The following is a 21,334-nucleotide window of genomic DNA, read 5'->3' on the forward strand; positions in this document are numbered from 1 at the left end:
TCCCGCTCCCCACCACCAGATCCCACAACCTAGCACCGAAAACCAACACCCAGCGTAAGCACTATGAATCTCAACAAACTCTACATCTCCACCGCTGTGCTCGCCGTCGCCGCCGGCATCACCTACTTCGTAAAAAGCGCCGATAGCGCCAAACCGGAAGATCCACGCCTCGGCACCGCCATCGTCTCCAACGACGACCTCAACAAGGTCACCACCCTCGAGCTCATCAGCGGCTCCGAGTCCATGACCTTCCGCTACGACGCCGACGCATCCAACTGGCAACTACAGGAACGTCACAACCTCCCCGCCGACACTAAGAAGATCACCGACCTCACCAACCAGCTCAAGGAAACCAAGCTCCAGCGCATCGCCTCCCGCAAGCCCGAACGCATCGCCGACTTCGGCTTCGGCATCGACTACATCAACCTCCACGACGCAGACGGAAACAGCGTGCTCTCCCTCGACCTAGGCCGCGAGACCGACGCCGGCAAGCAGCTCGTCCGCTTCGGCCAGGAAGAGCTCGCCTTCATCGCCAGCGATTCCTTCTCCGTCAACGGCGACCCCGTCTCTTGGCTCGACAAAACCCTTCTGAAGACCGAACGCGACGAAATCCGCTCCGCCACTTTCCAGCTCGAAAACGGCGACACCCTCAGCGTCGCCCGCGAGTCCGAAAACGACGACTGGACCACCGAAGACAGCCTTCCCGACGGCAAGCAGCTCGACCAAGGCGCCATCACCCGCGCCCTCAACCGCCTCGTATCCATAAACTTCATACGCCTCGCCGAACACGGTGACCCCGAAGTCGTCGGAGCCCAAGAGCACAGCTACACCATCAGCTACACGCTCGCCGACGATACCACCTACACCATCACCGCCGGACGCCGTCCCGAAGTGAAAGTCGAAAAGGAAGTCGAGACCACTAACGACGAAGGCGAAACCATCACCGAAACGCAGGAAGAAGTCGAAACGCCCGTCGGTGCCGTCTTCGTCAAAATCTCCAGTAGCGACGAAACGGCGCCCATCAACGACTACATGACCCGCACCGCATTCGCCACCACCAGCACCCTCTACACCGCCGCCCCCGAGAGCCTCGACGCCCTCCTCGCCGACATCCCAGAACCGGAGCCGGAGCCAGAACCGGAAAGCGACTCCGAGCCAACAGAGGAAGCAGTCGAAGAGACAGCTGCCGAATAGGCTCCTGTAATATCACCGCCCTTCGAGAGAACGCCCCACCTCGAAGGGCACTTCCTCCGTCAGAAAAAAAATCCCGTAACCTCACTCGCCCCGCCGCGTATACTGAGGCCAGAAACACCAAACTGGCCCATGAATACGAAACGACTTTCCCTTCCCCTTCTCGCCCTCACCACCCTGGCCCTCGCCGCCAGCGCCTCCGCCGCAGACGAAGTCCAAATCCACGACCTCGCCGGCATTAAGACGGTCGACTTCCACATCTCCAAAGCGAACGTCACCCTCATCGGCTCCGACCGCAGCGACCTCGAACTCAGCCTCGAAGAACCGCTCACCGGATTCGACCCGGAAAAGGTCACCCAATCCGTCACCCGCGACGGCGACCGCCTCGTCATAAAAATCGAGCACGCCAAAGAGAAGAGCTCCTGGTTCTCTTGGGGCGACGAAAAAGGCTACAAGGCAGCCACCCTCCACCTCCCCGCATCCGTCGCGACAAACGTGAAAACCTCCGGCGGAAACCTCAGCGCCGAGGCCATGAGCGCCCCGCTCTCCCTTAAAACCTCGGGTGGAAACGTCTCCGCCAGCGACATTTCCGCCCCTCTCGAAATCAAAACCTCAGGCGGTAACATCCGCCTCGAGCAAATCTCAGGCGACACCCAAGCCCACACCTCCGGCGGCAATATCAAGGTAGAAGGCCTCGTCGGCGCCGTAGAGCTTCACACCTCCGGCGGGAACATAAGCATCGAGGGCGACATCTCCGCCCTCAGGGCCCACACCTCCGGCGGGCACATCAACGCCCAGCTCAGCGGCGTCCTGCTCGAACCCCTCTCGCTCGGCACCTCCGGAGGAAACGTCCAAGCCACCCTCGCCTCCGGCCTGCAAGCGCCCGCCGAACTGAAAACCTCGGGCGGCAGCGTCAGCATTTCCCTCCCCCGCGAGCAAGCCTTCCAAGTCTACGCCAAGTCAAACGGAGGCGGCGTCTCCTTCAACCACCCCGGCAGCTTCCAAGGATCCCTCGACAAGAAAAAGATCGAAGGCGAAGTCAACGGCGGCGGCCCCCTCGTCAAACTCACCACCAACGGCGGCCGCGTCACCATCAAGGAAATCTAAGGCATCAGCCGCCCCGAAACCAATTGTCTAGTACGGTCAAAAAATAGACTCCGTCGAGCCCCGTTCGGCGTATGGTAGCAGGAAGCCCGCATCGAGAGATGCGGGCTTTTGCGTTTCTCCAAGCCAAAACCCCAATTTCCTTCGTGCAACTTCCTCAGCTTCGTGGACAAAATAACACGAAACTCGCACCACCATCCGCAAACACGCTCCCGCTATTAACTCCGCTCCACTCACACCTCCCGCCTCCGAGCCGCCCCTCGAGGTCCTGTATCGAGACGACCGCTATATCGCCATCCACAAGCCCTCCGGACTGCTCGTGCACCGGAGCCCCATCGACAAGCGAGAAACCCGCTTCGCCATCCAGCTCCTGCGCGACCAAATCGGCCAGCACGTCTACCCCGCCCACCGCATCGACCGCCCCACCTCCGGCATCCTCCTCTTCGGCCTCGACGAAGCAGCCGGCACCGCCCTCTCCATCCTCTTCCAAGAACGCAAAGTCCAAAAGACCTACCGGGCCGTGGTACGCGGACACCTTCCCGAAAGCGGCGTCATCGACTCCCCCCTGCACAAGTACGAAGACCAAGACGGACACAAGAAAAGCGCCGAAACCCAAGAAGCCGAAACCGCCTACAAGCGCCTCGCCATCACCGAACTCCCGTATCCAACGGAGCGCTACGACACCACCCGCTACTCGCTGGTCGAGCTCTATCCGCACACCGGGCGACGCCACCAGATCCGCCGTCACCTCGCCCATATCCGTCACCCCATCATCGGCGACGTCCGCCACGGCTGCAACAAAGCCAACAAGCTCGCCCGCGCCAACTTCGCCATCCACCGCCTCCTCCTCGCCGCCACCGACATCGCCTTCCCCCACCCCTTCGAAGACAAGCAAGTGCAAATCCACTGCCCCCTCGAAGCCAGCTTCCAAGCCGCCCTCGCTCGCATATTCTAACAGGCACGAGCCCGCCCCTGAGGCTGCCTCTCAGAACCTATACCTCATTCGTCCAAAGACCTTGGGCCGCGCTGACTTGACATGCAAAAAGGGCGCAGCTGCTAAGCCGCGCCCTCTGAACTTCAGAAGGAAGGGATTGTTAATCCAAGAGCTCGACCACGCAACTCGAGAGGTCGCCGTCCCGCTGCGAACCGATCGCTAAGCCAACCATAGCGTCAGTTGCCAAAGGAAATTCAAAATCATTCACCAAGCGCCAGAGGCCACCGTTATCCGCGACATACAGCTTGATCCGTGCTCCTACACGATCCAAGCGTAGCTGCGGGGTCGAGCCCGCAACTCCCCTTCCCGACACCTGGACTTTCGATCCGAGCGCAGTCCGTACCAGCGTTTCAAAAATCCCGTTGCCATTCAAAACGATCGACGCATGGGGCGAATCGGGCTCGAGACCTTCACGAACCATCAGGCCGACTCGACTCCAGCCATCGTCCGCCACGTAATCATGGAGCGCCACTTTCAAGCTGAAGTCACCGATCGCCGGCACCCACGAGTAGCGCAAAGCATCGTCAATACTTTCGTAGCCAGCCCCCGAGGCGCTGAAGAAGTAAAGACCTGTCGCTTCGTCGAACAGAGTGATCCCTTGCTCGGAAATTTCGCCCACGATAGACGAACGAGCAACGTGACCGAGCAACGATAGCTCCGTCTGTTCCGGCGCTTCGGGCCCAGGGGAAACGTCGATTTCCTCCTCGTTCAAGACCTCGAAACGACTACGGGACAAACGACCGTCATACTGCGAACCCACTACCAAGCCAGCGTCGAACGTTTCGCCCAACTCGACTTCAGACTCGACCAACAAGGTCCAAGCGTTCCCATCCGCCGAGACATAACCTCGCACCCAATCTCCGACCTTGGATATCCTGAGGAAGGCGACCGAGGGCGCCGCCCGTCCCTTAGACACTACGACCTTCGTCCCGTCGCTCCTGCGAACCAAGGATTCGAAATTGCCATAGCCATTCACCACGACGGAAAGGTGCGCCGCCCGCTGCTCCAGGCTCGAACGCAGCATGATACCTGCACGTCCCCAACCGGCATCCAACTCCAGCTCGCTGAGCTTCACGGAGAAGTCGACATCACCGTCAACAGTCACTTTCGAAAAACGCAACTCGTCGTCCAGCTGCTCAAATCCCAAGCCAGACGCTTCGAGAACATGGTTCCCGCTCTCCGCATCGTAAGCATACGATCCAACGTCATCCATCTCCCCAATAACGCTTTCCTCAATCGGTAGCCCTAGCAAATAGGGCCAGTCCGTCGAGCACTGGCTGAAAGCGACCAAATCCGACTCCAGCACTTCAACGAGGGCCGCGGAAAGCCGACCATCTCGTTCCGAGCCGATTGCGATTCCCACGTGAACGTTGCCATCCATTTGGCTAGGAGAACCGCTTACTTCCTTCCAGACCTCCCCGTCCAAAGAGTAGCTCAAAAAGACCACGCCAGCTCGTCGCTCGATGCCCAGAAACACGGTATCGCCCGCGACGGCCTGCACGGTGGAGGCAACCTTAAGTCCTGTCCCTTTCCGGGAAAGCCTCTCCACATAACCTTTACCATTCAACACGATAGACTCATGCATCGCATCCTGCCCGAGAGTTTCTCTCACCATCAGGCCCACTCGCGCCCAGCTCCCGTCCGCTTCGAAGGCGTGAACCTGCACTCTCAACTTAAAATCCCCTTCCACTGCGGTCTGCGTAAAGCGCAACTCATCCAAAACCTGTTCGTAGCCAGCGCCCGACGCAGAAACTGCAAACGCTCGCGCCCCCACATCGAAAACGCTCTCTCCCAAGACCGACATCTCTCCGATAACACTCGATTCCGGACCGTCCTGAATCTCCAATTCCGTTTCCTCGCTTCTGATCTCCGAGCTTACAACGTCGCTGTATTCGGATGCTCCATACGCGTTGAAAGCGCGAACCCTGTAGTGATAGCGATTTCCAGCGAGTACTGATTCATCAATAAACAACGTTCCATTGGCGACGGATTCGCCAACCTCGACAAAGTCGATGCCATCGACCGAACGTTCGATCCAAAACCCGTCCTCGTTGTCCGAACGGTCCGTCCACGACAGCTTCAACGTTTCGCTATAAGAGCTCGAAACTCCTGCGAGGAGAACCACACAACCCCCTGAAAGTGCCGCAGCCCAGCAACTTCTCAGCCTCGACAGGCGCCGCTTGCTAGAGAGAGCCAAGTGAGCTTGCCCCCTAAAAATCACTAGTAACCAATTTTCAAATACAGTCTTCACGAACATCTTCCAGAGTTAAATTAAAAGAGCTATGTGAAACGCCTGATGGCCGAGGCCCTTGACCCGATTTTCTGTTAACCCAGGTTTTACAAACGGAATTTCCCAACATCCTCAGGGACTCTTCCGCTCCGCGCCTTCCGAGCGTCCTGAAAAACCAGCGAACTCTTTTCCCTAGGTCCGCCCAGGCATGTCCCCCACCCCGCCCCATCCTCCCTCCCAGAATGTTTCGGGTCGCAACAGGGGCGCCTCATTCTATGCTCGCAATCGAATGCCGACTCCTCCAACCGACACGTCCCAGCATGCTTTTCGCAACGCTGCTCCCACCGGAAACTCCCTAACGAAAAACTTGAAAGTACCCCTCTATCCTCCTCGAAAACCCATTCCAACGGCACCCGCATTCCACCCAGAAAGCTTTTCCCGCAACGCCCAGAATCCCTTGGGCTAAATAAAGCATCGACTAGGAAACGGCGAACCTCCCCCCTCAGCGTCCCCCAAACGGTCCGCCTGCTACTCCCTCGCCTTCCGTGAAATCGACATCGCCCACGGAACGGATCCGCCCGCCTTTTCGACCTATACTCAGAGAGTCCGTTATACTTCCCTCCTTCCTACCAGATCGACTAGACAGGTAGATTCACCTAAAGAAATCTTGTCTCCTCCTTGTACATAAAGCTAGGTATCGGGGCTTGAAATTGAATCAGATCAGCAAACGGAGGAACAGACCCAACCTACCTCTGAGTTCTCTAGCCCCGTGGCACCTAAAGGCGCTCTTCCACCTCGTTCTCGCCCACCTATCCGTTGCAATGGCGTTTGCCCAGCAGCAAGCTACGCCTCCACCTGCGATCTACCCAGAATCCAACAAATTCTACGACAGCCAAGTCATCCGCATCGAGGCCGAGACACCTGGCAGCACCATCGAGTACACGCTGGAAACCAATGGTAACACATCCGCCCGCATCAGCTATTCAAGCCCCTTCACCATCCACGGGCAAACCATAGTTCGTGCCGTAGCAAAGGCTCCCAACCAAGCGGAAAGCCAAGTCAGCACAAGAAGCTTCCTAAAGATCCAGGAGCTGGACGCGTGGCGCTTCGGAGAAGATATCCCCCTGCCAAACCTTCAGAACCAAATCGACTCAGTATCGGCGAACGAAAGCGGGCTTGTCGTCCTCTACACCGACGGAACCCTCGCCCCCCTCGACGTCCCCTTCGGCCAAACGCAGCCTCCTTCCGAGGGACTTGACGACATCATTCAAATCGCCACCGGCCACGATTTCGCGCTCGCCCTCTCGAAGGGCGGAAAGGTCTACGCGTGGGGGGAGAACGACTACGGACAAACGGAGGTCCCTCAAGACCTTTCCAATGTGGTAGCCATCCACGCTAGCGGCGATTCGGCTCTCGCCCTACGCAAAGACGGAACTCTAGTCGCTTGGGGCGGCTCTCCCGATCTCGATCCACCCGCCGAGCTAACTAACGTCATAGCCACTTCCATCGACGGCAACCTCGCCTACGCCATCCTCGAGGACGGCAGCGTGCGCGTTTGGGGCTACGATTCCTGGAAAGACCAGTTCCTTCCGAGCGGATTCGACAACGCGATCGCATTCGCCTTCGGCAACGACTTCCAACTCGCCCTGCACCATGACGGCTCCGTAACCGGAAAAAGGAGATATGGAGACAACAGCCCCTTCACCGCAGCCCTCGCGTCCTGGTCCGACATCACGGCGATCGCGACCTCCTACAACACCGTCTTCGGTCTCCAATCCGACGGGACGCTCAAACACTGGCCCGATACGAGTTCGGATAAGCCCGATCCTCGACTCAATAAAGTGATAGCAGTCAATGCCTCCTACAGCACGGTCACTGCCCAACGCCACGCCCAAACCGAACCCCACCAACTTTCAATCGCCTACAATGCAACGCTCGGCTCCGTAAGAAAAAGCAAACAGAAGCTCAGCTTTCAAAACTCCGAATCCCTAAGGCTCACCGCCATCCCCAAAGCAGGCTACGGATTTAGCCGCTGGCAAGGCGACCTAGACTCCGAACAAAACCCAATCAACCTAGAGTTTAGTTCCGACCTCAACCTCGAAGCAATTTTCCAGCCCATCCTGCTACCGCCAGAAAGTGAATTCGACGACAGCAATTCCTTCGCGGAAAGCGGTACTATCGAAATTAGAAACCCCAACGCCCACGGAGCCGTCCACTACACCTTAGACGGATCGAAACCTACCCGCTTCTCCCCCGTCTACGAAGCCCCCATTCCCTACGAAACGACTCTCAAGCTCAGAGCCCGCTGTATCGGGGAAGGCTACGCTAGCAGCTTGGAACTGATCAAAAACGTAGTTGTGGTGAAACTACTCGGCCACGGGACCGTCGGCAACGAACTCCTGAATTTCCCCGCCGAGGCCAACGAAGCCGTCGCCGTCGCTCCGGCCAGAACCTTCATCCTCGCGCTCAAAGCAGACGGAACTGCCTTCTCGTGGTCAGACGAACCTTGGCACCGCAGCCTCTCCGTGAACGACGTCGTGAGCGTCGAAGCAGGCAGCGGCCTTTGCTACGCCCTCCACTCCGATGGAACCGTATCCATCTGGAACACCAACGGAACGCTCTTGAACGTACCCGAAGCGTTGACCGAAATCATATCGATCAAGGCAGTGGCAGACAGTTTACTGGCGCTAAAGGTCGACGGAACCGTACTCGCGTGGGAAGACTTTACCCGAACGCCCGAAACCGTTCCCGATCTGCCCGCTCCAGCCATAGCCATCGCAAACGGCGAACAACGCAAACTCGCCCTCCTCGCAAACGGCCAAGTCCTCGAATGGACCGACGACGGAATACAAGAAACGCCCGCCGACCTTGGCTCCGTAATCGCCATCGAAGCCGGTCGCGACTTCTCCGCCGCGCTTCAAGCGGATGGGACCGTAAAGCTCTGGGGTGACTACCGATACTCCGGACCAAGCCCGAACGACATCGTTGCTATCAGGATCCTCGAAACGGGTGGCAACGCTCTGCGCGCGAACGGGGATATCATCCCTCTCGACAATTTCTACAATCCAACTCCCCTCCAGCTAAACGACGGCAAGCCCCTTGCCTGGATGGAGCTCGGGTACAGCTATACCATCGCCAAAGCAGCCAGTCCGCTCGGATCCAGAGTTATCATCGAGGAAAACCTAAGCTCCCGTGACGAAGAGCCTCACTACTCCTTCTACATTCCCGAAGGACGCCACTATCTTCTCCAACGCAGTCATGATCTCGTAAACTGGTCGACCCCTCCGGGGTACACCTTCCTGACCCTAAGCGATGGAATCCCCTTTACGATCAGCCCTTACGACGAGAACGGAAACGAAATATTCCTACGCGTACTAGTCCCCTGAAACCTCTTTCATAACAGTCCTAACCATGCGTCCTCAATTTTTTAAAACGGTCTCCTACCTTCTAACCTTGGTCACAACCCTATTGCCCCTTTCGTACTCTTCCTCCAACTACAAATTAAGTGAAGAATTCGACCTCGACCAAAGAACCACCGTCGCTCCAAACAAAATTATAGAGCTGAGCAACGGCAGCTACCTCGCGAACGGCGATTTCGATTTGATCGACGACCAAGCTGCCGGAGGGCTCGCCCTGTATACGCTGCAAGGCCAGTTCAAGCCCTTTTCCAAAAGCCTTCCACTGCTCAACACTCAAGTCAACCAAGCCGTCCTCAATAGCGACGGCTCCTACAGCATTACTTTCACCCAAGGCTCCCCGGAGCTGGGGATCGACGCCAGATCGCTCGTTCAATTTTCCTCCAAAGGGGAAATACTGAAAATAACGGATCTCGGAGAACTATCCGGACACATTCTACTCGAAAACAATCGTATCCTCGCATTTCGAAACGAATACGATTCACGAGTTCCCGACAGCCAATACACCCAGGCGCAACGCTACGTACTGAACAGCAACGGGACCTTCGACCTCGACAACAGCTTCAACGCCCCACGAGTAAAAGGCGACACCCGAACAATTCATCCCCTGCCAAACGGGCAATACCTCCTCGTTGGCCAATACAGGAACAGTGAAACGCTAAAAGTCGGTTCCTTCATGAAACTCGACTCTAACGGTCAAGCGACCAGCGGATTCGATCCCCAGGGCTTCTACAGCGAACATCTCGACTACAACCCATACGCGCTCCACGCTCTCAGTAACGGAGACATTCTCATCTTATCAGATACCATCGATGGACCGTCACCCTTTCGTCTCACCGCACAAGGAAAGATCGACACAACCTTTTCCACCCCCAATGGCCTCTACATACACAGCAGCAGCGAGATATTCCTAGCGCCTGACAATTCCTATATTGTATCCGGCTATAGTGGGCAATTCGGGCAAACGTTACCGCCCATCATCAAGCTCCAGCGCGATGGAAACGTTGATAGCAGCTTCGAACTCGATAAAAACGGCCTATTCGCGTCAACCGAACGAGGATCCATCACAGCGATTGCGGCAACCCAACAAGGGCTGCTCGTGTTCGGAAAAATGAATACAGAAACCGAGAGTGCCGGATATGCAATAATCTCCACAGACGGAACCGCGACAGCTACCGAAGCGGGTAGACTAGAATCCCTCGCTGCAACTTCAGCCCACTGGACACCCTCTGGAGAACTCATGACCGGCACCGCCATCTTCAGAGCAGACGGCAGCCGCAGAACGACTTTCGAAAGGGACTACAACCGCAAGCTCACTCCATTGAGCAACGGAACGTTCGTCACCTCCGACTTTCAATTCTACGACGAAACCATAAGCCTGCTCGATCGGCCTAACGTCCCACCTAACTACTGGTTTGCAGGCGAGTTCCCCGACGGCGGATTCATGGCCCGCGAAACGAACGGAAAATGGGGGCACGATTTAGCCTACGTACGTCTGCAAAAGGACGGCAGCGTCGACACCCGCTTTCCGAGGCTATCCGCCAACCTTAGCATACTCACGATATCCGACGAACATATCTATTACACGGAAGGCTCCTCCGGGGCAGAAGCGCAACATGTCAACCGCATGGACCTCCACGGAGTCGTAGACCCAACATTCGAAATTAAGAACCTGTACGGCGACCTCACGCGGATGCGTGTAACCGCAAACGGAATCTATATCCCCAGCGTACGCATCGGTGAAGAGAAACGCGAAAAGTTGCTTGGAGCTCGCTTCGAACTCGACGGAACGCTCGACGAGACCTACGCCCCAGAAACGTCGATCGAACTTTCCCAAGACCGCAAGAACCTACTCGTGCCGCCTAATACAAACGTTTACGCCCGAGACGGTTCCTCCGCCCGACTTGGATCCAAGCCGGGCGAATTTTCCCGAGAAACGCTATTCTCCATTTCTCCTTCCGGGGAAGTCACCGAGGTAGATTCCACCCTGCAGTGGGAAGGCGCTCAGGTCGATATTTCCGCAACAGGCGACCTATACATATCAGGCACCGCTCTCATTGGCTCAGGCTCCATAGATGCGAATGCCCGTTACAACAAAAATGCCATTGGATTCTCCACCCCTTTCCTCCAAAAAGTATCTTTTTCGGCTGCCCCTCTTTCCATCGACATAACCATTCTGGATGCCGAGGATATCCAATTGAGCTGGCGTAAAGATGGAATAGTATTGGCAGGAGAAAACAGTAGCTCCCTGAGTTTCCCAAGTCTAACCGCCTCAGATGCCGGAAACTACGTCCTTCATGCCGAAGCGGAGGGAAAAATCCACACCTTCGGCCCCATCACTCTCCTCCCGCCACAGAGCCCCACATTCACAACCCATCCTAGCGATCGGGAAATCGTGGCTGGCGAAGATCCCGTTTTCGAGGCAGGAGCCTCAGCTCTTCCCGCTCCCAAATACCAATGGTATCGTGATGGCATCCCCATCCCAGGCGAAAGTTTCCCCCGACTAAGCATTGACGATGCAGGTCTCCAAAGCCTCGGAACCTACCGACTAAAAGCCACCAACGAGCTTGGTAGCAGCTGGTCCCAACCAGCCCTACTCACGTCCCCCACAGAATACTCGCAGCGCGCCGTATCCCTCGAAATCACAGCCAAGCAACAAAGCCATATCTTCGACATCCTCCCCAGCGAGCAGGGCGGTTATCTCACCAAAACCACCAAAAGCTCCGACGGTTTCGAAACCGTATTTAAATACCACTACATTGACGCGAGCGCTTCGGACCCGATCCTATTGCCCACGCCGGCTCTCCCAAACGGCTACGATAAACTCTATATATGCAATCGCACCGGAACTAAATTCGCATACACGGATTTCTATCCAGAAGGCTCATTGAAGGTAACCCGCTTTGTCCGACTCAATACCGATTATACAATCGATGACACGTTCGGAGCTCACACCATCGAAGGACGATTCCTGCCGCTTCCCACCTTCCAACAATGGCCCGATGGTACGACATGGGTCGACACTGGGTTCCAAGCCGTCGAAATCTCGCCATCAGGCGAAACGAAAGAACTTAAACGAAACGAACAGTTCACCGGTTTGTACGGAGCCAACCAATTCTACGGTCCCCTTTCGCTCCAACTAGACGACGGAACCTACACGCTAATGAACCTGAGAGACAACTATGTCTCGCGTATCGATGCGGATGGAGCAGCGGCCGCAGAAAACAACCGATACTATTTCGGATACAGTTCAAGCGACGAGCATCTGACCGCCATATGGGCCGACGGAACCGTACTATACAACCTTCCCGACGAAAATAAGCTCATCGCCCGCACCCTAGGCGGCGATGAAAAATGGACCATCGACCTCACTGACTGGACGGTACCCTACGCGGAGTTTTTCGCGGCTGTCGGCAACGACGACACAAAACGCTACTTAGTCGCCTATAAAGGGGATAGCTTCAAGGAAACCAAAACATTTTGGATACAAGCGGACGGTAGTCATAATTTCAATACACCTTCTTCCTTCACTGGTTTACTCGCCTATAGTTCAATTCATGCACTACCGAGCGAGCAAGTTGTTCTACTCGGGAAAACCCGAGACGGCTCGAACCAATCGGGCGCCGTACTCGTCAACCCGGACGGGACGCTCGTAGCGACCACAACTCTCACTGATTTTGTTCCTGCCCAGCCAAGTTTCGTTCGCTCGAACAGAGACGGAAACGCGCTCTTCATTGCCCACCCAGGTACTCACGTAAACGGATACGAGACCGGCCCCATCGCAAAGATGAACGCGGACGGCACCCTCGACACAGCCTTCAAGACCGATCTGGAAGACCTAAACGGACACTCTCTGATAGACATAATCGCTTTGGACGGAGACTACCTTGCCGCACTAACTAAGTTTAATTACGTGTACACCGTTCACCTCCTGGACTCATCAGGATCCTTCGTCGTCCGTTGGGAGATTGATAACTTGACAGGAAGAGTCCCCCTAGTGTTCAGGCACGAAGGCGAGAAACCAGGCCTTCTCACCATAGCCAGTCGCCCTAGCACAACCCGTGTCTCGCGATATCTTCTGGACGGATCAATTGACCCGACCTTCAAGTCTGGAACGCTTCCGCATATCGCGTGGTTCACCTCCGCCGCCGTCGGGCCAGAGGGGAATATCTACATCCTTCAGGAACAGCCAAACCGCTTATTCAAACTTAACGCAGATGGATCTGCCGACGACTCCTTTGCTTTCGATCCAAACGCGGAACCGCTCCGCAATATCACCACCGACCGCACTGGCAAAATCCTGGCCCAAACAGCCGATTCCTTAACGATTCAAAGATTCAATCCAGACGGCAGCCGCGACACAACCTTTCGTAGCGATTCCCACCCCCGATTCCACACGCGCTTCATAAGGACGCTCCCCAACGGTCGAATACTTGCAGAAAGACTCATCTTCACCGAGACCGGAGAGATCGATACTTCGACAGGCATTCGTTTCGACGATTCATTGGGAGCGAGCTTCGGCAACCGCTTTGCAAACACCTCCTTCGACTTCGATTCGAAAAAGTCCTCCGTTAGGATTTACTCCTTCGAAGGCCCTCCTGCCGTCACAAGGCAACCCAGAAACCTAGTCGCGGAAATAGGTTCGACAACGACCCTAGCCATCGACGTCGACAATCCGAAAATGCGTTACCTATGGAAGCGCAACGGTGAGCAGATCCCTGACGAAAACGGGAACCGCCTCGTCCTCTCTCCACTCTCCCAACTGCACGCCGGAACCTACTCAGTTACCATGATCTGGGACGAAGGAGAATTGGAGCTTCCCTCCTTCACTGTATCGACCAAAAATCCCAGTACTCAGATCCTCGAAGCCCCAAAACTAGAAGCGCAAGCGACCCCTTCGACATTGGAATGCTCGTGGACGCCAAACGAACGAACAAGCTTCGAACTATTCTATTCAGAAGACCTAATCTACTGGGAAGTAGCCCCCATAACCACTCGCAACTCCACCGAAAAGAAAACGACCAGCATCCCACTCACACCTCAATCCTCCAAAGTCTTCGTCCGTCTACATCCCGCAGGAAATTTCCAGTAAAGCGCTTCAGGAACTTTCGCACCCACCGTAACCAAAACCGTATCCTAAAACCAGATACATTCCGTCTCATTTTGATAATGAAAAACGGTCCGCAAGCTACCGCGAACAGCGAACAATGACAGCCACCTTTCACACCATCGCATTCGATGCCGACGATACGCTTTGGCACAACGAAAACCTCTTCGAGGAGCACCATCGCAAGTACTGCCAGCTCCTCGCCGAGTACCACGACGCCGAGACTGTCGAGAGCACCCTCTTCCGCACCGAAATGCGCAACCTCGAGCTCTACGGCTACGGCGTCAAGAGCTTCACTCTCTCCAGCATCGAGACCGCCATCAAGCTCACCGACGGAGCCATCCCAGCGGAAGAGCTCCGCCGTATCATCGACTTCGGCAAAGACATGCTCGCCCACCCCGTCGAGCTCATAGACGGAGCTGCAGAAACAGTCGCCGACCTCGGCCAAACCCACGACCTCATCCTCATTACCAAGGGCGACCTCCGCGACCAGGAACGCAAGATCGCCAGGTCCGGCCTCGCCTCGCACTTCAAGCACATCGAAGTCGTATCCAACAAAAACAGCGAAGACTACGCCCGCATCTTTCGGCGACACGGCATCGAGCCCAGCCAAGTCCTCATGGTCGGAAATTCCCTCAAATCCGACATCCTTCCCGTCCTCGAACTCGGCGGCTACGGCGTGCACATCCCCTACCACCTCACCTGGGAGCACGAACGCGTCGAAACCGTCCCCAACGAGCACAGCAAGTTTCACGAGATCGCATCCATCAAACAACTACCCGAGCTCCTCGCATCCCTTTGAATAGCCATTTCCCAATCATCCCATACGCCTGTGACTTCTGCGGATAAAAGGATAAACCTTCTCCCCTTTCCCAAGCGCCTCGCGTTCCACTCTGGCGAACTTGCCGTACCGGCTGCCCCTGTCTCCACCCAAAGCCAGACAGCTCCAGGAAACGGATACACCCTATCCATTTCGCCCGACGGCATCCAAATCGACGCCGCAACGCCCCAGGCTGCCTACCACGCCCAGGCCACCCTCCAACAAATCCTAAACCAGTACCCTCGAAACATCCCCTGCCTCGAAATCTCGGACTGGCCCGACCTTCCCGTTCGCGGCTACATGCTCGACATCTCCCGCTGCAAGGTCCCCACCCAAAAATCGCTCTTCCAACTGGTCGACCTCCTCGCCTCCCTCAAGTACAACCAACTGCAGCTCTACACCGAGCACACCTTCGCCTACCGCGAACACCCACGCGTCTGGCAGGACGCATCTCCCCTTTCGCCTCAAGACATCCAAGAGCTCGACGCCTACTGCCGCGAGCGCTTCATCGAACTCGTCCCCAACCAGAACAGCTTCGGACACATGGAGCGCTGGCTTCGCCACCCCGAGTACCATCATCTCGCCGAATCTCCTCGCGGCTTCGAGCACCCCATCGCCGGCTGGAAGCAATACGGCAGCACCCTGAAGCCCACCGCCGCAACCGCCGACTTCGTCGACTCCCTCTTCGCGGAGCTCCTCCCCAACTTCACCAGCCGCCAGCTAAACGTGGGGGGCGACGAGCCTTGGGAGCTCGGCCAAGGCTACTCCGCAGCCGAAGTCGCCGCACGCGGCAAAACCCGCGTCTATCTCGACCACCTGCTGCGTATCCAAAAAAAAGTACGAGACCGCGGCTACTCCATGCAGTTCTGGGGCGACATCATCATCAACCAACCGGAACTCGCCACCGAACTAGGACCAGACATTACCGCTCTTCTCTGGGGCTACGAAGTTGACCACCCCTTCGCCGACCATTGCCAAGCAATGCGCCGCGCCCAGGCCACCTTCATGGTCGTGCCCGGCACCTCCACCTGGAACAGCATCGGCGGCCGCCTCTATACCGCCCTCCCAAATATCGACCAAGCCGCCACCAACGCCCAACGCTTTTCCGCCCAAGGGCTCCTGCTCACTGATTGGGGCGACAACGGGCACCAGCAGTCCCACCTCCTCAGCATCGTCCCCATCCTCGCTGCCGCCGAACGCGCCTGGAACGCCGACTGCGCTCGCCCCCTCGAGCTCGAAGCCGCCGCTACCCAGCTCATTCCCCATCCCGTATCGAAATCTGAATACGCGACCATTCTACGCCTCAGCGAAATAGCCAGCGGCTTCTCGAGCTACCTGCACAACCAAAGCTGGCTCAACAAGATCCTCTTCGCGAAGCCCGCCGATTACGCCGCCCTAAAGGAGCAACTCCGCCACGAAGAGCTCGCTCGAGCCCTCGCTTCGCTCCAAGCCCTCCAAGCAAACGGTGAACTGGCGCTCGCTCGCGACCTCCTCGCCTACGCCGCCCAAAAGGGGATCGCCCTCCTCTCCTATCAAAGCCCGCCGCCCCTTCCTCAGGATCACATCGAACGCTACCGCCATTATTGGCTTGCCCGTAATCGCCCCGGAGGCCTCGAAGAGAGCGTCTCCCACTTCCCTTCAAACTAAGACCGCTGCGTGAGAGCCGCCAGCACCGCAGCCACGTGGGACTCGTCCCCCAGCAGTTCGTCGTGCACCGCCGCGATCGCTTGCTCCGCGTCTACCAGATACGTCACTCGTTTGTTAACGCCTACGAGCGGAATCCGCGCCTTGTACGCCTTGGCAACCGAGCCATCCACATCCGCCAGCAGCTCGAAGGGCAGCTGATGCTCTTGCTTGAATCGAGCATGCGTGTCCAAATTGTCGCGACTCACTCCAAACACCGGTACCTCCAGTTCCCGCAAATGCTCGAACTGGTCCCGAAAGGAACAGGCCTGCTTCGTGCAGACCGAGGTGAAGTCCTTCGGATAAAAGTAGAGGACAAAGGGCTTCCCCTTCAAATCCTCCAAGGAAACGAATCCCCCACCTGTACTTTCCAACCGGAATCCCGGCGCCTTGTCCCCTATCTTCAAGCTCATACCTAGGGAAGAACGAACGCCGCCCGCGCCTGCCTTCACACGTTCAACAATAAAGAAAAAGCGGAGACAGGCCAAAACCTGTCTCCGCTTGTCTAGAGCTAGAGTTTAGCAGTTCCCACCGCACTCCATAACTCTCGATACCTTTCAGTAGATTCCGTCCGTCTCGTAGTGGGCATGCGACACATTGGCTTCCCCGGAAGGGGTGTGCGTTACGCTTACGCGATCTCCTTCCACGAATCCGACGTCCTTGGTTTCCTGCACGACCACCACCGTGTGGCCATCGTCCAAGTCCACCGTCAACTCTTGAGCTACCTTCTTGCTAAGCTCCTTCTCGACCATTCCACCCACGATCCCTCCCACGACGGCCCCACCCGCCGCCGCTAAGGTTCGTCCAGTCCCTTTGCCAGCAGTCTGGCCAACAGCCGATCCCACGATCGCTCCGCTGGTGCGGCCAAGGTATCCGGCCTCCCCATCGATCACGACCGTCCGTGTTGCCACGACGGTACCGCTGTTTACCTGCTGGATTTTTCCGGACGTCGTGCGGGGAACAGTCTGGTAAGCCTTGGAAACGCACCCCTGCAGAGACAGAAGCAATGCCAGGCCTACCGATACTCGCGCCATCAAGCGCGTCGCTTTTGCGATGTTCTTGTCCATCGAAAAGATATTACGTAGCAAGCCTAGGCTTGGATTCAGGCAAGTAACGAAACGCTCACCAGGTGACGGGCTCGAACTCCGCCTCCTCCAGCTCGTCGTTCACGATATAGGCCTTGGTATCCGGATCCATGTACGGATCCTCGTCCTCGTGAAACACCCGCGAGTTTCCCATCCGGGTCGTGTAGACGTAAACCGTTTCCGCTTCCTCGAAGCTCCGTTCGCCGAGCTCCTGCACCACCACCAGCCGCTCTCCCCCTTCCATCTCGATCGAAAGCTCCTGCCCGCGCCGCTCCGTCAGCCGTTTCTCTATTACTTGCCCCACGATCGCTCCCACCGCCCCGCCGACCGCCGCCGTGCCGATGGTTTGGCGCAGGTCCCGCTGGTCCTCGATCGGCCCTACCGCCGCCACCCCGACCGCCGTGCCGACTGCCCCGCCCAGCGTCGCGCCCGTCAAGCTCGACTGCCCGTCGATCACCACATCCCGCACCCCCACGATCCTTCCCTTCTCGAGCTTATGGGCCATCCCCGAATGTCCGGCCGGGAAATGGACCGTCGGACGCTTGCTCGAAGCGCACCCGACCAGGACTAAAAAGCTGCACACAAGCAAGGAGAGGAAAGCCAAATGTTTCATAGCGGTAACGGAAATGGGGTAACAGAGTTTATCACTAGAGAAAAACCGCAGGTTTTAGTCAAGGCTCGCGCAACCAAGTCCCGTTTCAGGCGTCTTAACAAGAGATTAGTCAAAATCTGATCAAACCCGTCGAATTAACGGAAAATGCCTCCCCAACTCTTTACAGAACAAGGACCTACCCTTAGATTTCAGTCCTAACTCAAGAAACCTCAAATGAACGAACTCAAAACCAGAACTACCCTCTTCAATCCTCCGCTTCGCATCTTCAGCTTCGCCGACTCGAACGGCAACGCCGCCGCCAAATCGGTTAGCTTCAAGCGCCCGCAGCTGCAGCGCCTGGTACGCCACGACCGGATCGCCCGCTACTTCACGCGCCGCGGACTCTCCTTCGGCTCCCCACTTGACTGAGCTCTACCGATAAAACTAGCTTTTTCGAACCGGAGCCCACCGCTCCGGTTTTCTTTTTGCCTCACCCAAGGAACCACTCGCTCTAACAAGGATCTCCATAGCCGGCCCAGAACCCATGAATTACGAAATCAAGACCCAGCTTAGCATCTCCATCGAAAACACCCCCGGCGCCATCGCCGCCCTCAGCGATACCCTAGCCCTTCACGACGTCAGCCTAAACGCTCTCACCGTATCCGAAGGCAGCGACCAAGGACGCTTCCGCTTCACCGCCTGCGATCCCGTCGCAGCCAAGCGATCCCTCGAAAAAGCCGGCCATTCCGTAGAAATCGACGAAGTCCTCTCCATCCGAACCCAGGACAGCAAGGGCAAGCTCGCCTTCCTTACCCGCGCCCTCTCCGAAGCCGGCATCAACATCGACTACATGTACGCCAGCGTAGACGAAGAAGGATCCAGCTCCCGCCTCATCCTGAAGGTTTCGAACATCCATCTCGCCACCCACGTCCTCGACGAGATCCAGGTCGCCGCTTAAACGTCCTTCGCCTCCACCGCGTCCACCGACACGGTCAGGCGCCCGTCGCTTAGCGACGCCCGCAAGCTCGCCCCCTTCTTGACCGAAGACACCGACGCCAACGGCTTGCCGGACTCGTCCTCCAAGATCGCGTATCCACGCTTCAAGGTCGCCTCCGGACTGATCGCCCGCAAGGTCGCCCCCGCCACGTCGAGCCGCGAGCGCAAGGCCACCACCCGCTCCACCAAGCTTCGGTCCAGGCGACGCTCCAAGCGATCGAGCCGCTCGCGCAAACGGGAAATCCGATTCCCCACGTCCTGAGCCCGCAGACGCTCGTCCAAAGCCCGCAACTCGTTCCGGCGATCGTAAACCGCCGCGCGAAAAGCCGCCCCGAAGCGGGAGCTCAATTCGTCCACCCGCAGAAACGCCCGCTCCAAAGCGGATACAGGCGAAACCGCCTTCAAGGCCCGGCCTAAGCGATCGACCTCCCGACGGTACTCCCGCAGCCCTTCGTCCACCGCATCGCGCAAGCCCACCCGAGCCGCCTCCAGCCGGTCCACCGTTTCGATATAGGAGCTGCTAATCATCTCCGCCGCGGCGGACGGCGTCTCCGCCCGAGCGTCAGCAGCGAAGTCTCCCAAGGTAAAGTCGATCTCGTGCCCCACTCCCGAAATCACCGGTATCGACGATTCGGATACAGCGCGAGCCACGCGTTCCTCGTTAAACGACCACAGGTCCTCGATGCTTCCACCGCCACGGGCGATCACCAGCAAGTCGTAGCCACCCAGTTCGTTCACGTAGCGAATCGCTTCCTCGATCTCCTGGGCGGATCCCGCCCCCTGCACCTTTGCCGGAAACACGTGCAAGCGCCCGCCCCACGAGCGACGCTTCAAGATCCGGATAAAGTCCTGCAGCGCCGCTCCCGTAGGCGAGGTCACGATCGCAACCCGCAACGGCAAAGCCGGCAAGGGCTTCTTGCGGGCCGCATCGAACAAGCCCTCGTCCGCCAACTTTCGCTTCAGCCGCTCGAATTCCTTGAAGAGCCGACCTTCGCCGCTCTCCTGCATCTCCCGCACGATCAACTGGTAGCGGCCATGCGGCTCGTACACGCTGATCTCGCCCAGGGCCAAAACCTGCATCCCTTCCTTCGGAACGAAGCCAAGCCGCGAGGCCTGCCCGCGAAACATCACCGCCGGCACCTGAGCCCCCGGGTCCTTCAGCGAAAAGTACAGATGCCCCGAACTCTGGCTGCGCAAGTTCGAGATCTCGCCGATCACCCAGGCCGGCGGAATCCGCCCCTCCAAAATCTTCTTGATAGCCGCCGTGTACTTCGAGACCGAGACCCGGGGCACGTCGTCAAAGAGCTCTTCAAGCTTCTGCTTCGCCATTTCCTATACCGTTCTTCGCTTCCAGCTTACCCCTCCAATAACGGAAGCCCAAGGCCACAGCTACCGCTACAAAAATGCCAATGATCGCCAAACGCGCATTGCCGCTCATGATCGACTCGCCCAGCAAGATAAGACTCGAGGAAATGATCCAGATGATCGGCAGCGACACCGCCAAATACTGGCCCAAGGGCATCCCAGCCAAGCCCAGCAAATAGTTCTGCAGCGGAAACGGAACCCCGGGCGTGATCCGCAGCAACAAGGCGAACCCCAGCATGCGCCGACCGGAGATGTCCGGCACCGAATAACCGAAGCGGTTCACCAACCGCTCGAAAAGCGGACGAAACCACTTTCCGGATACAAACCAAGAAATGAGCACGTTGAAGGTCAAGGCGCAGGTGGAGCCCACGATCGCCGTCTCGATCCCAAAGGCCGGCGCCAAAATCAAAAACGGAGACAAGGGCATCCAAAACAAAGGCAGCACCGCCATCAGACTGAAGAACACCCAAGGCCCCATCGCCGCAAACGACTCCACCACCGCCATCAATTGCTCGCGATTCAGGTACTCGCGGTAACGCCAAAGCGCCCACGCTCCGAGCACGCCAAATACGAAGAGCGCCGAGGCGATCGCTATCTTGAACTGAAGTCGCGTCATTTCCCCACCGACCATCCACAGCGGGTTGCGGAAAGCAACAAAACTATCCCGTCCAGTCCCGCCGATCCGAGCGACGCTAAAGCGCTCCGTATTCACCATGTGGTGACGTAAGGGTTTTCACAATTTTCGCCTCTA

At 57.4% G+C, this 21,334-nt stretch carries 15 protein-coding genes; 9 read left to right on the forward strand and 6 right to left on the reverse strand.

Going from position 1 to position 21,334, the window contains the following annotated elements:
• The first annotated feature begins 63 nt into the window (after nt 1–63).
• From QEH57_RS04470 to QEH57_RS04480, 3 genes are all read left to right on the forward strand, one after another.
• The gene (locus QEH57_RS04470; RefSeq protein ID WP_309005478.1) at nt 64–1,194 is read left to right on the forward strand and encodes a DUF4340 domain-containing protein; all 1,131 of its coding nucleotides are present in this window, start codon (nt 64–66) and stop codon (nt 1,192–1,194) included.
• Nucleotides 1,195–1,323: 129 nt separating this feature from the next.
• The gene (locus QEH57_RS04475; protein WP_309005479.1) at nt 1,324–2,298 is read left to right on the forward strand and encodes a DUF4097 family beta strand repeat-containing protein; all 975 of its coding nucleotides are present in this window, start codon (nt 1,324–1,326) and stop codon (nt 2,296–2,298) included.
• Nucleotides 2,299–2,512: 214 nt separating this feature from the next.
• The gene (locus QEH57_RS04480; protein WP_343224752.1) at nt 2,513–3,250 is read left to right on the forward strand and encodes a pseudouridine synthase; all 738 of its coding nucleotides are present in this window, start codon (nt 2,513–2,515) and stop codon (nt 3,248–3,250) included.
• A 139-nt stretch (nt 3,251–3,389) separates the two neighbouring features.
• Here QEH57_RS04480 and QEH57_RS04485 read toward each other — a convergent pair whose 3' ends face one another.
• Nucleotides 3,390–5,372 (reverse strand): hypothetical protein, encoded by a 1,983-nt coding sequence (locus QEH57_RS04485; RefSeq protein ID WP_309005480.1) that lies wholly within the window; start codon nt 5,370–5,372, stop codon nt 3,390–3,392.
• A 968-nt stretch (nt 5,373–6,340) separates the two neighbouring features.
• On the opposite strand from QEH57_RS04485, the gene QEH57_RS04490 reads away from it, so the two are divergent.
• From QEH57_RS04490 to QEH57_RS04505, 4 genes are all read left to right on the forward strand, one after another.
• A complete protein-coding gene (locus QEH57_RS04490) occupies nt 6,341–8,905 on the forward strand; it encodes a chitobiase/beta-hexosaminidase C-terminal domain-containing protein (RefSeq protein WP_309005481.1) in 2,565 nt (854 codons plus the stop codon).
• A 67-nt stretch (nt 8,906–8,972) separates the two neighbouring features.
• On the forward strand, nt 8,973–14,027 hold the full coding sequence (locus QEH57_RS04495) for a hypothetical protein (RefSeq protein ID WP_309005482.1): 5,055 nt from the start codon (nt 8,973–8,975) through the stop codon (nt 14,025–14,027).
• Nucleotides 14,028–14,142: 115 nt separating this feature from the next.
• Nucleotides 14,143–14,844, forward strand: a complete 702-nt coding sequence (locus QEH57_RS04500) for an HAD family hydrolase (RefSeq protein WP_309005483.1) — start codon at nt 14,143–14,145, stop codon at nt 14,842–14,844.
• A gap of 30 nt (nt 14,845–14,874) precedes the next feature.
• The gene (locus tag QEH57_RS04505; RefSeq protein WP_309005484.1) at nt 14,875–16,509 is read left to right on the forward strand and encodes a family 20 glycosylhydrolase; all 1,635 of its coding nucleotides are present in this window, start codon (nt 14,875–14,877) and stop codon (nt 16,507–16,509) included.
• Here the strand turns inward: QEH57_RS04505 and QEH57_RS04510 are convergent.
• The 3 genes from QEH57_RS04510 to QEH57_RS04520 form a co-directional block, all read right to left on the reverse strand.
• Nucleotides 16,506–16,958, reverse strand: coding sequence for a peroxiredoxin (locus QEH57_RS04510; protein ID WP_309005485.1), 453 nt, complete (start codon nt 16,956–16,958; stop codon nt 16,506–16,508). The genes QEH57_RS04505 and QEH57_RS04510 overlap by 4 nt on opposite strands.
• 144 nt (nt 16,959–17,102) lie before the next feature.
• Nucleotides 17,103–17,612 carry a glycine zipper domain-containing protein gene (locus QEH57_RS04515; RefSeq protein ID WP_309005486.1) on the reverse strand — a complete coding sequence of 170 codons (510 nt, stop codon included), beginning with the start codon at nt 17,610–17,612 and terminating at the stop codon, nt 17,103–17,105.
• A gap of 55 nt (nt 17,613–17,667) precedes the next feature.
• Entirely contained in the window at nt 17,668–18,135 is a 468-nt protein-coding gene (locus QEH57_RS04520) for a hypothetical protein (protein ID WP_309005487.1), read from the reverse strand.
• Between the two features lie 321 nt (nt 18,136–18,456).
• Here QEH57_RS04520 and QEH57_RS04525 point away from each other — a divergent pair, with 321 nt between their 5' ends.
• Nucleotides 18,457–18,651: a hypothetical protein gene (locus tag QEH57_RS04525; RefSeq protein ID WP_309005488.1), complete on the forward strand. Its 195-nt coding sequence runs from the start codon at nt 18,457–18,459 to the stop codon at nt 18,649–18,651.
• Between the two features lie 115 nt (nt 18,652–18,766).
• Nucleotides 18,767–19,180, forward strand: coding sequence for a hypothetical protein (locus QEH57_RS04530; RefSeq protein WP_309005489.1), 414 nt, complete (start codon nt 18,767–18,769; stop codon nt 19,178–19,180).
• On the opposite strand, the gene xseA is transcribed toward QEH57_RS04530, so the two are convergent.
• Complete coding sequence (xseA, locus tag QEH57_RS04535) at nt 19,177–20,547, reverse strand: exodeoxyribonuclease VII large subunit (protein ID WP_309005490.1); 1,371 nt, start codon at nt 20,545–20,547, stop codon at nt 19,177–19,179. The genes QEH57_RS04530 and xseA overlap by 4 nt on opposite strands.
• Entirely contained in the window at nt 20,528–21,298 is a 771-nt protein-coding gene (locus QEH57_RS04540; RefSeq protein ID WP_309005491.1) for a hypothetical protein, read from the reverse strand. The genes xseA and QEH57_RS04540 overlap by 20 nt, the downstream gene beginning before the upstream one ends.
• Between the last annotated feature and the right edge of the window lie 36 nt (nt 21,299–21,334).

This window comes from Pelagicoccus sp. SDUM812005, assembly GCF_031127875.1.
Lineage (GTDB): Bacteria > Verrucomicrobiota > Verrucomicrobiia > Opitutales > Opitutaceae > Pelagicoccus.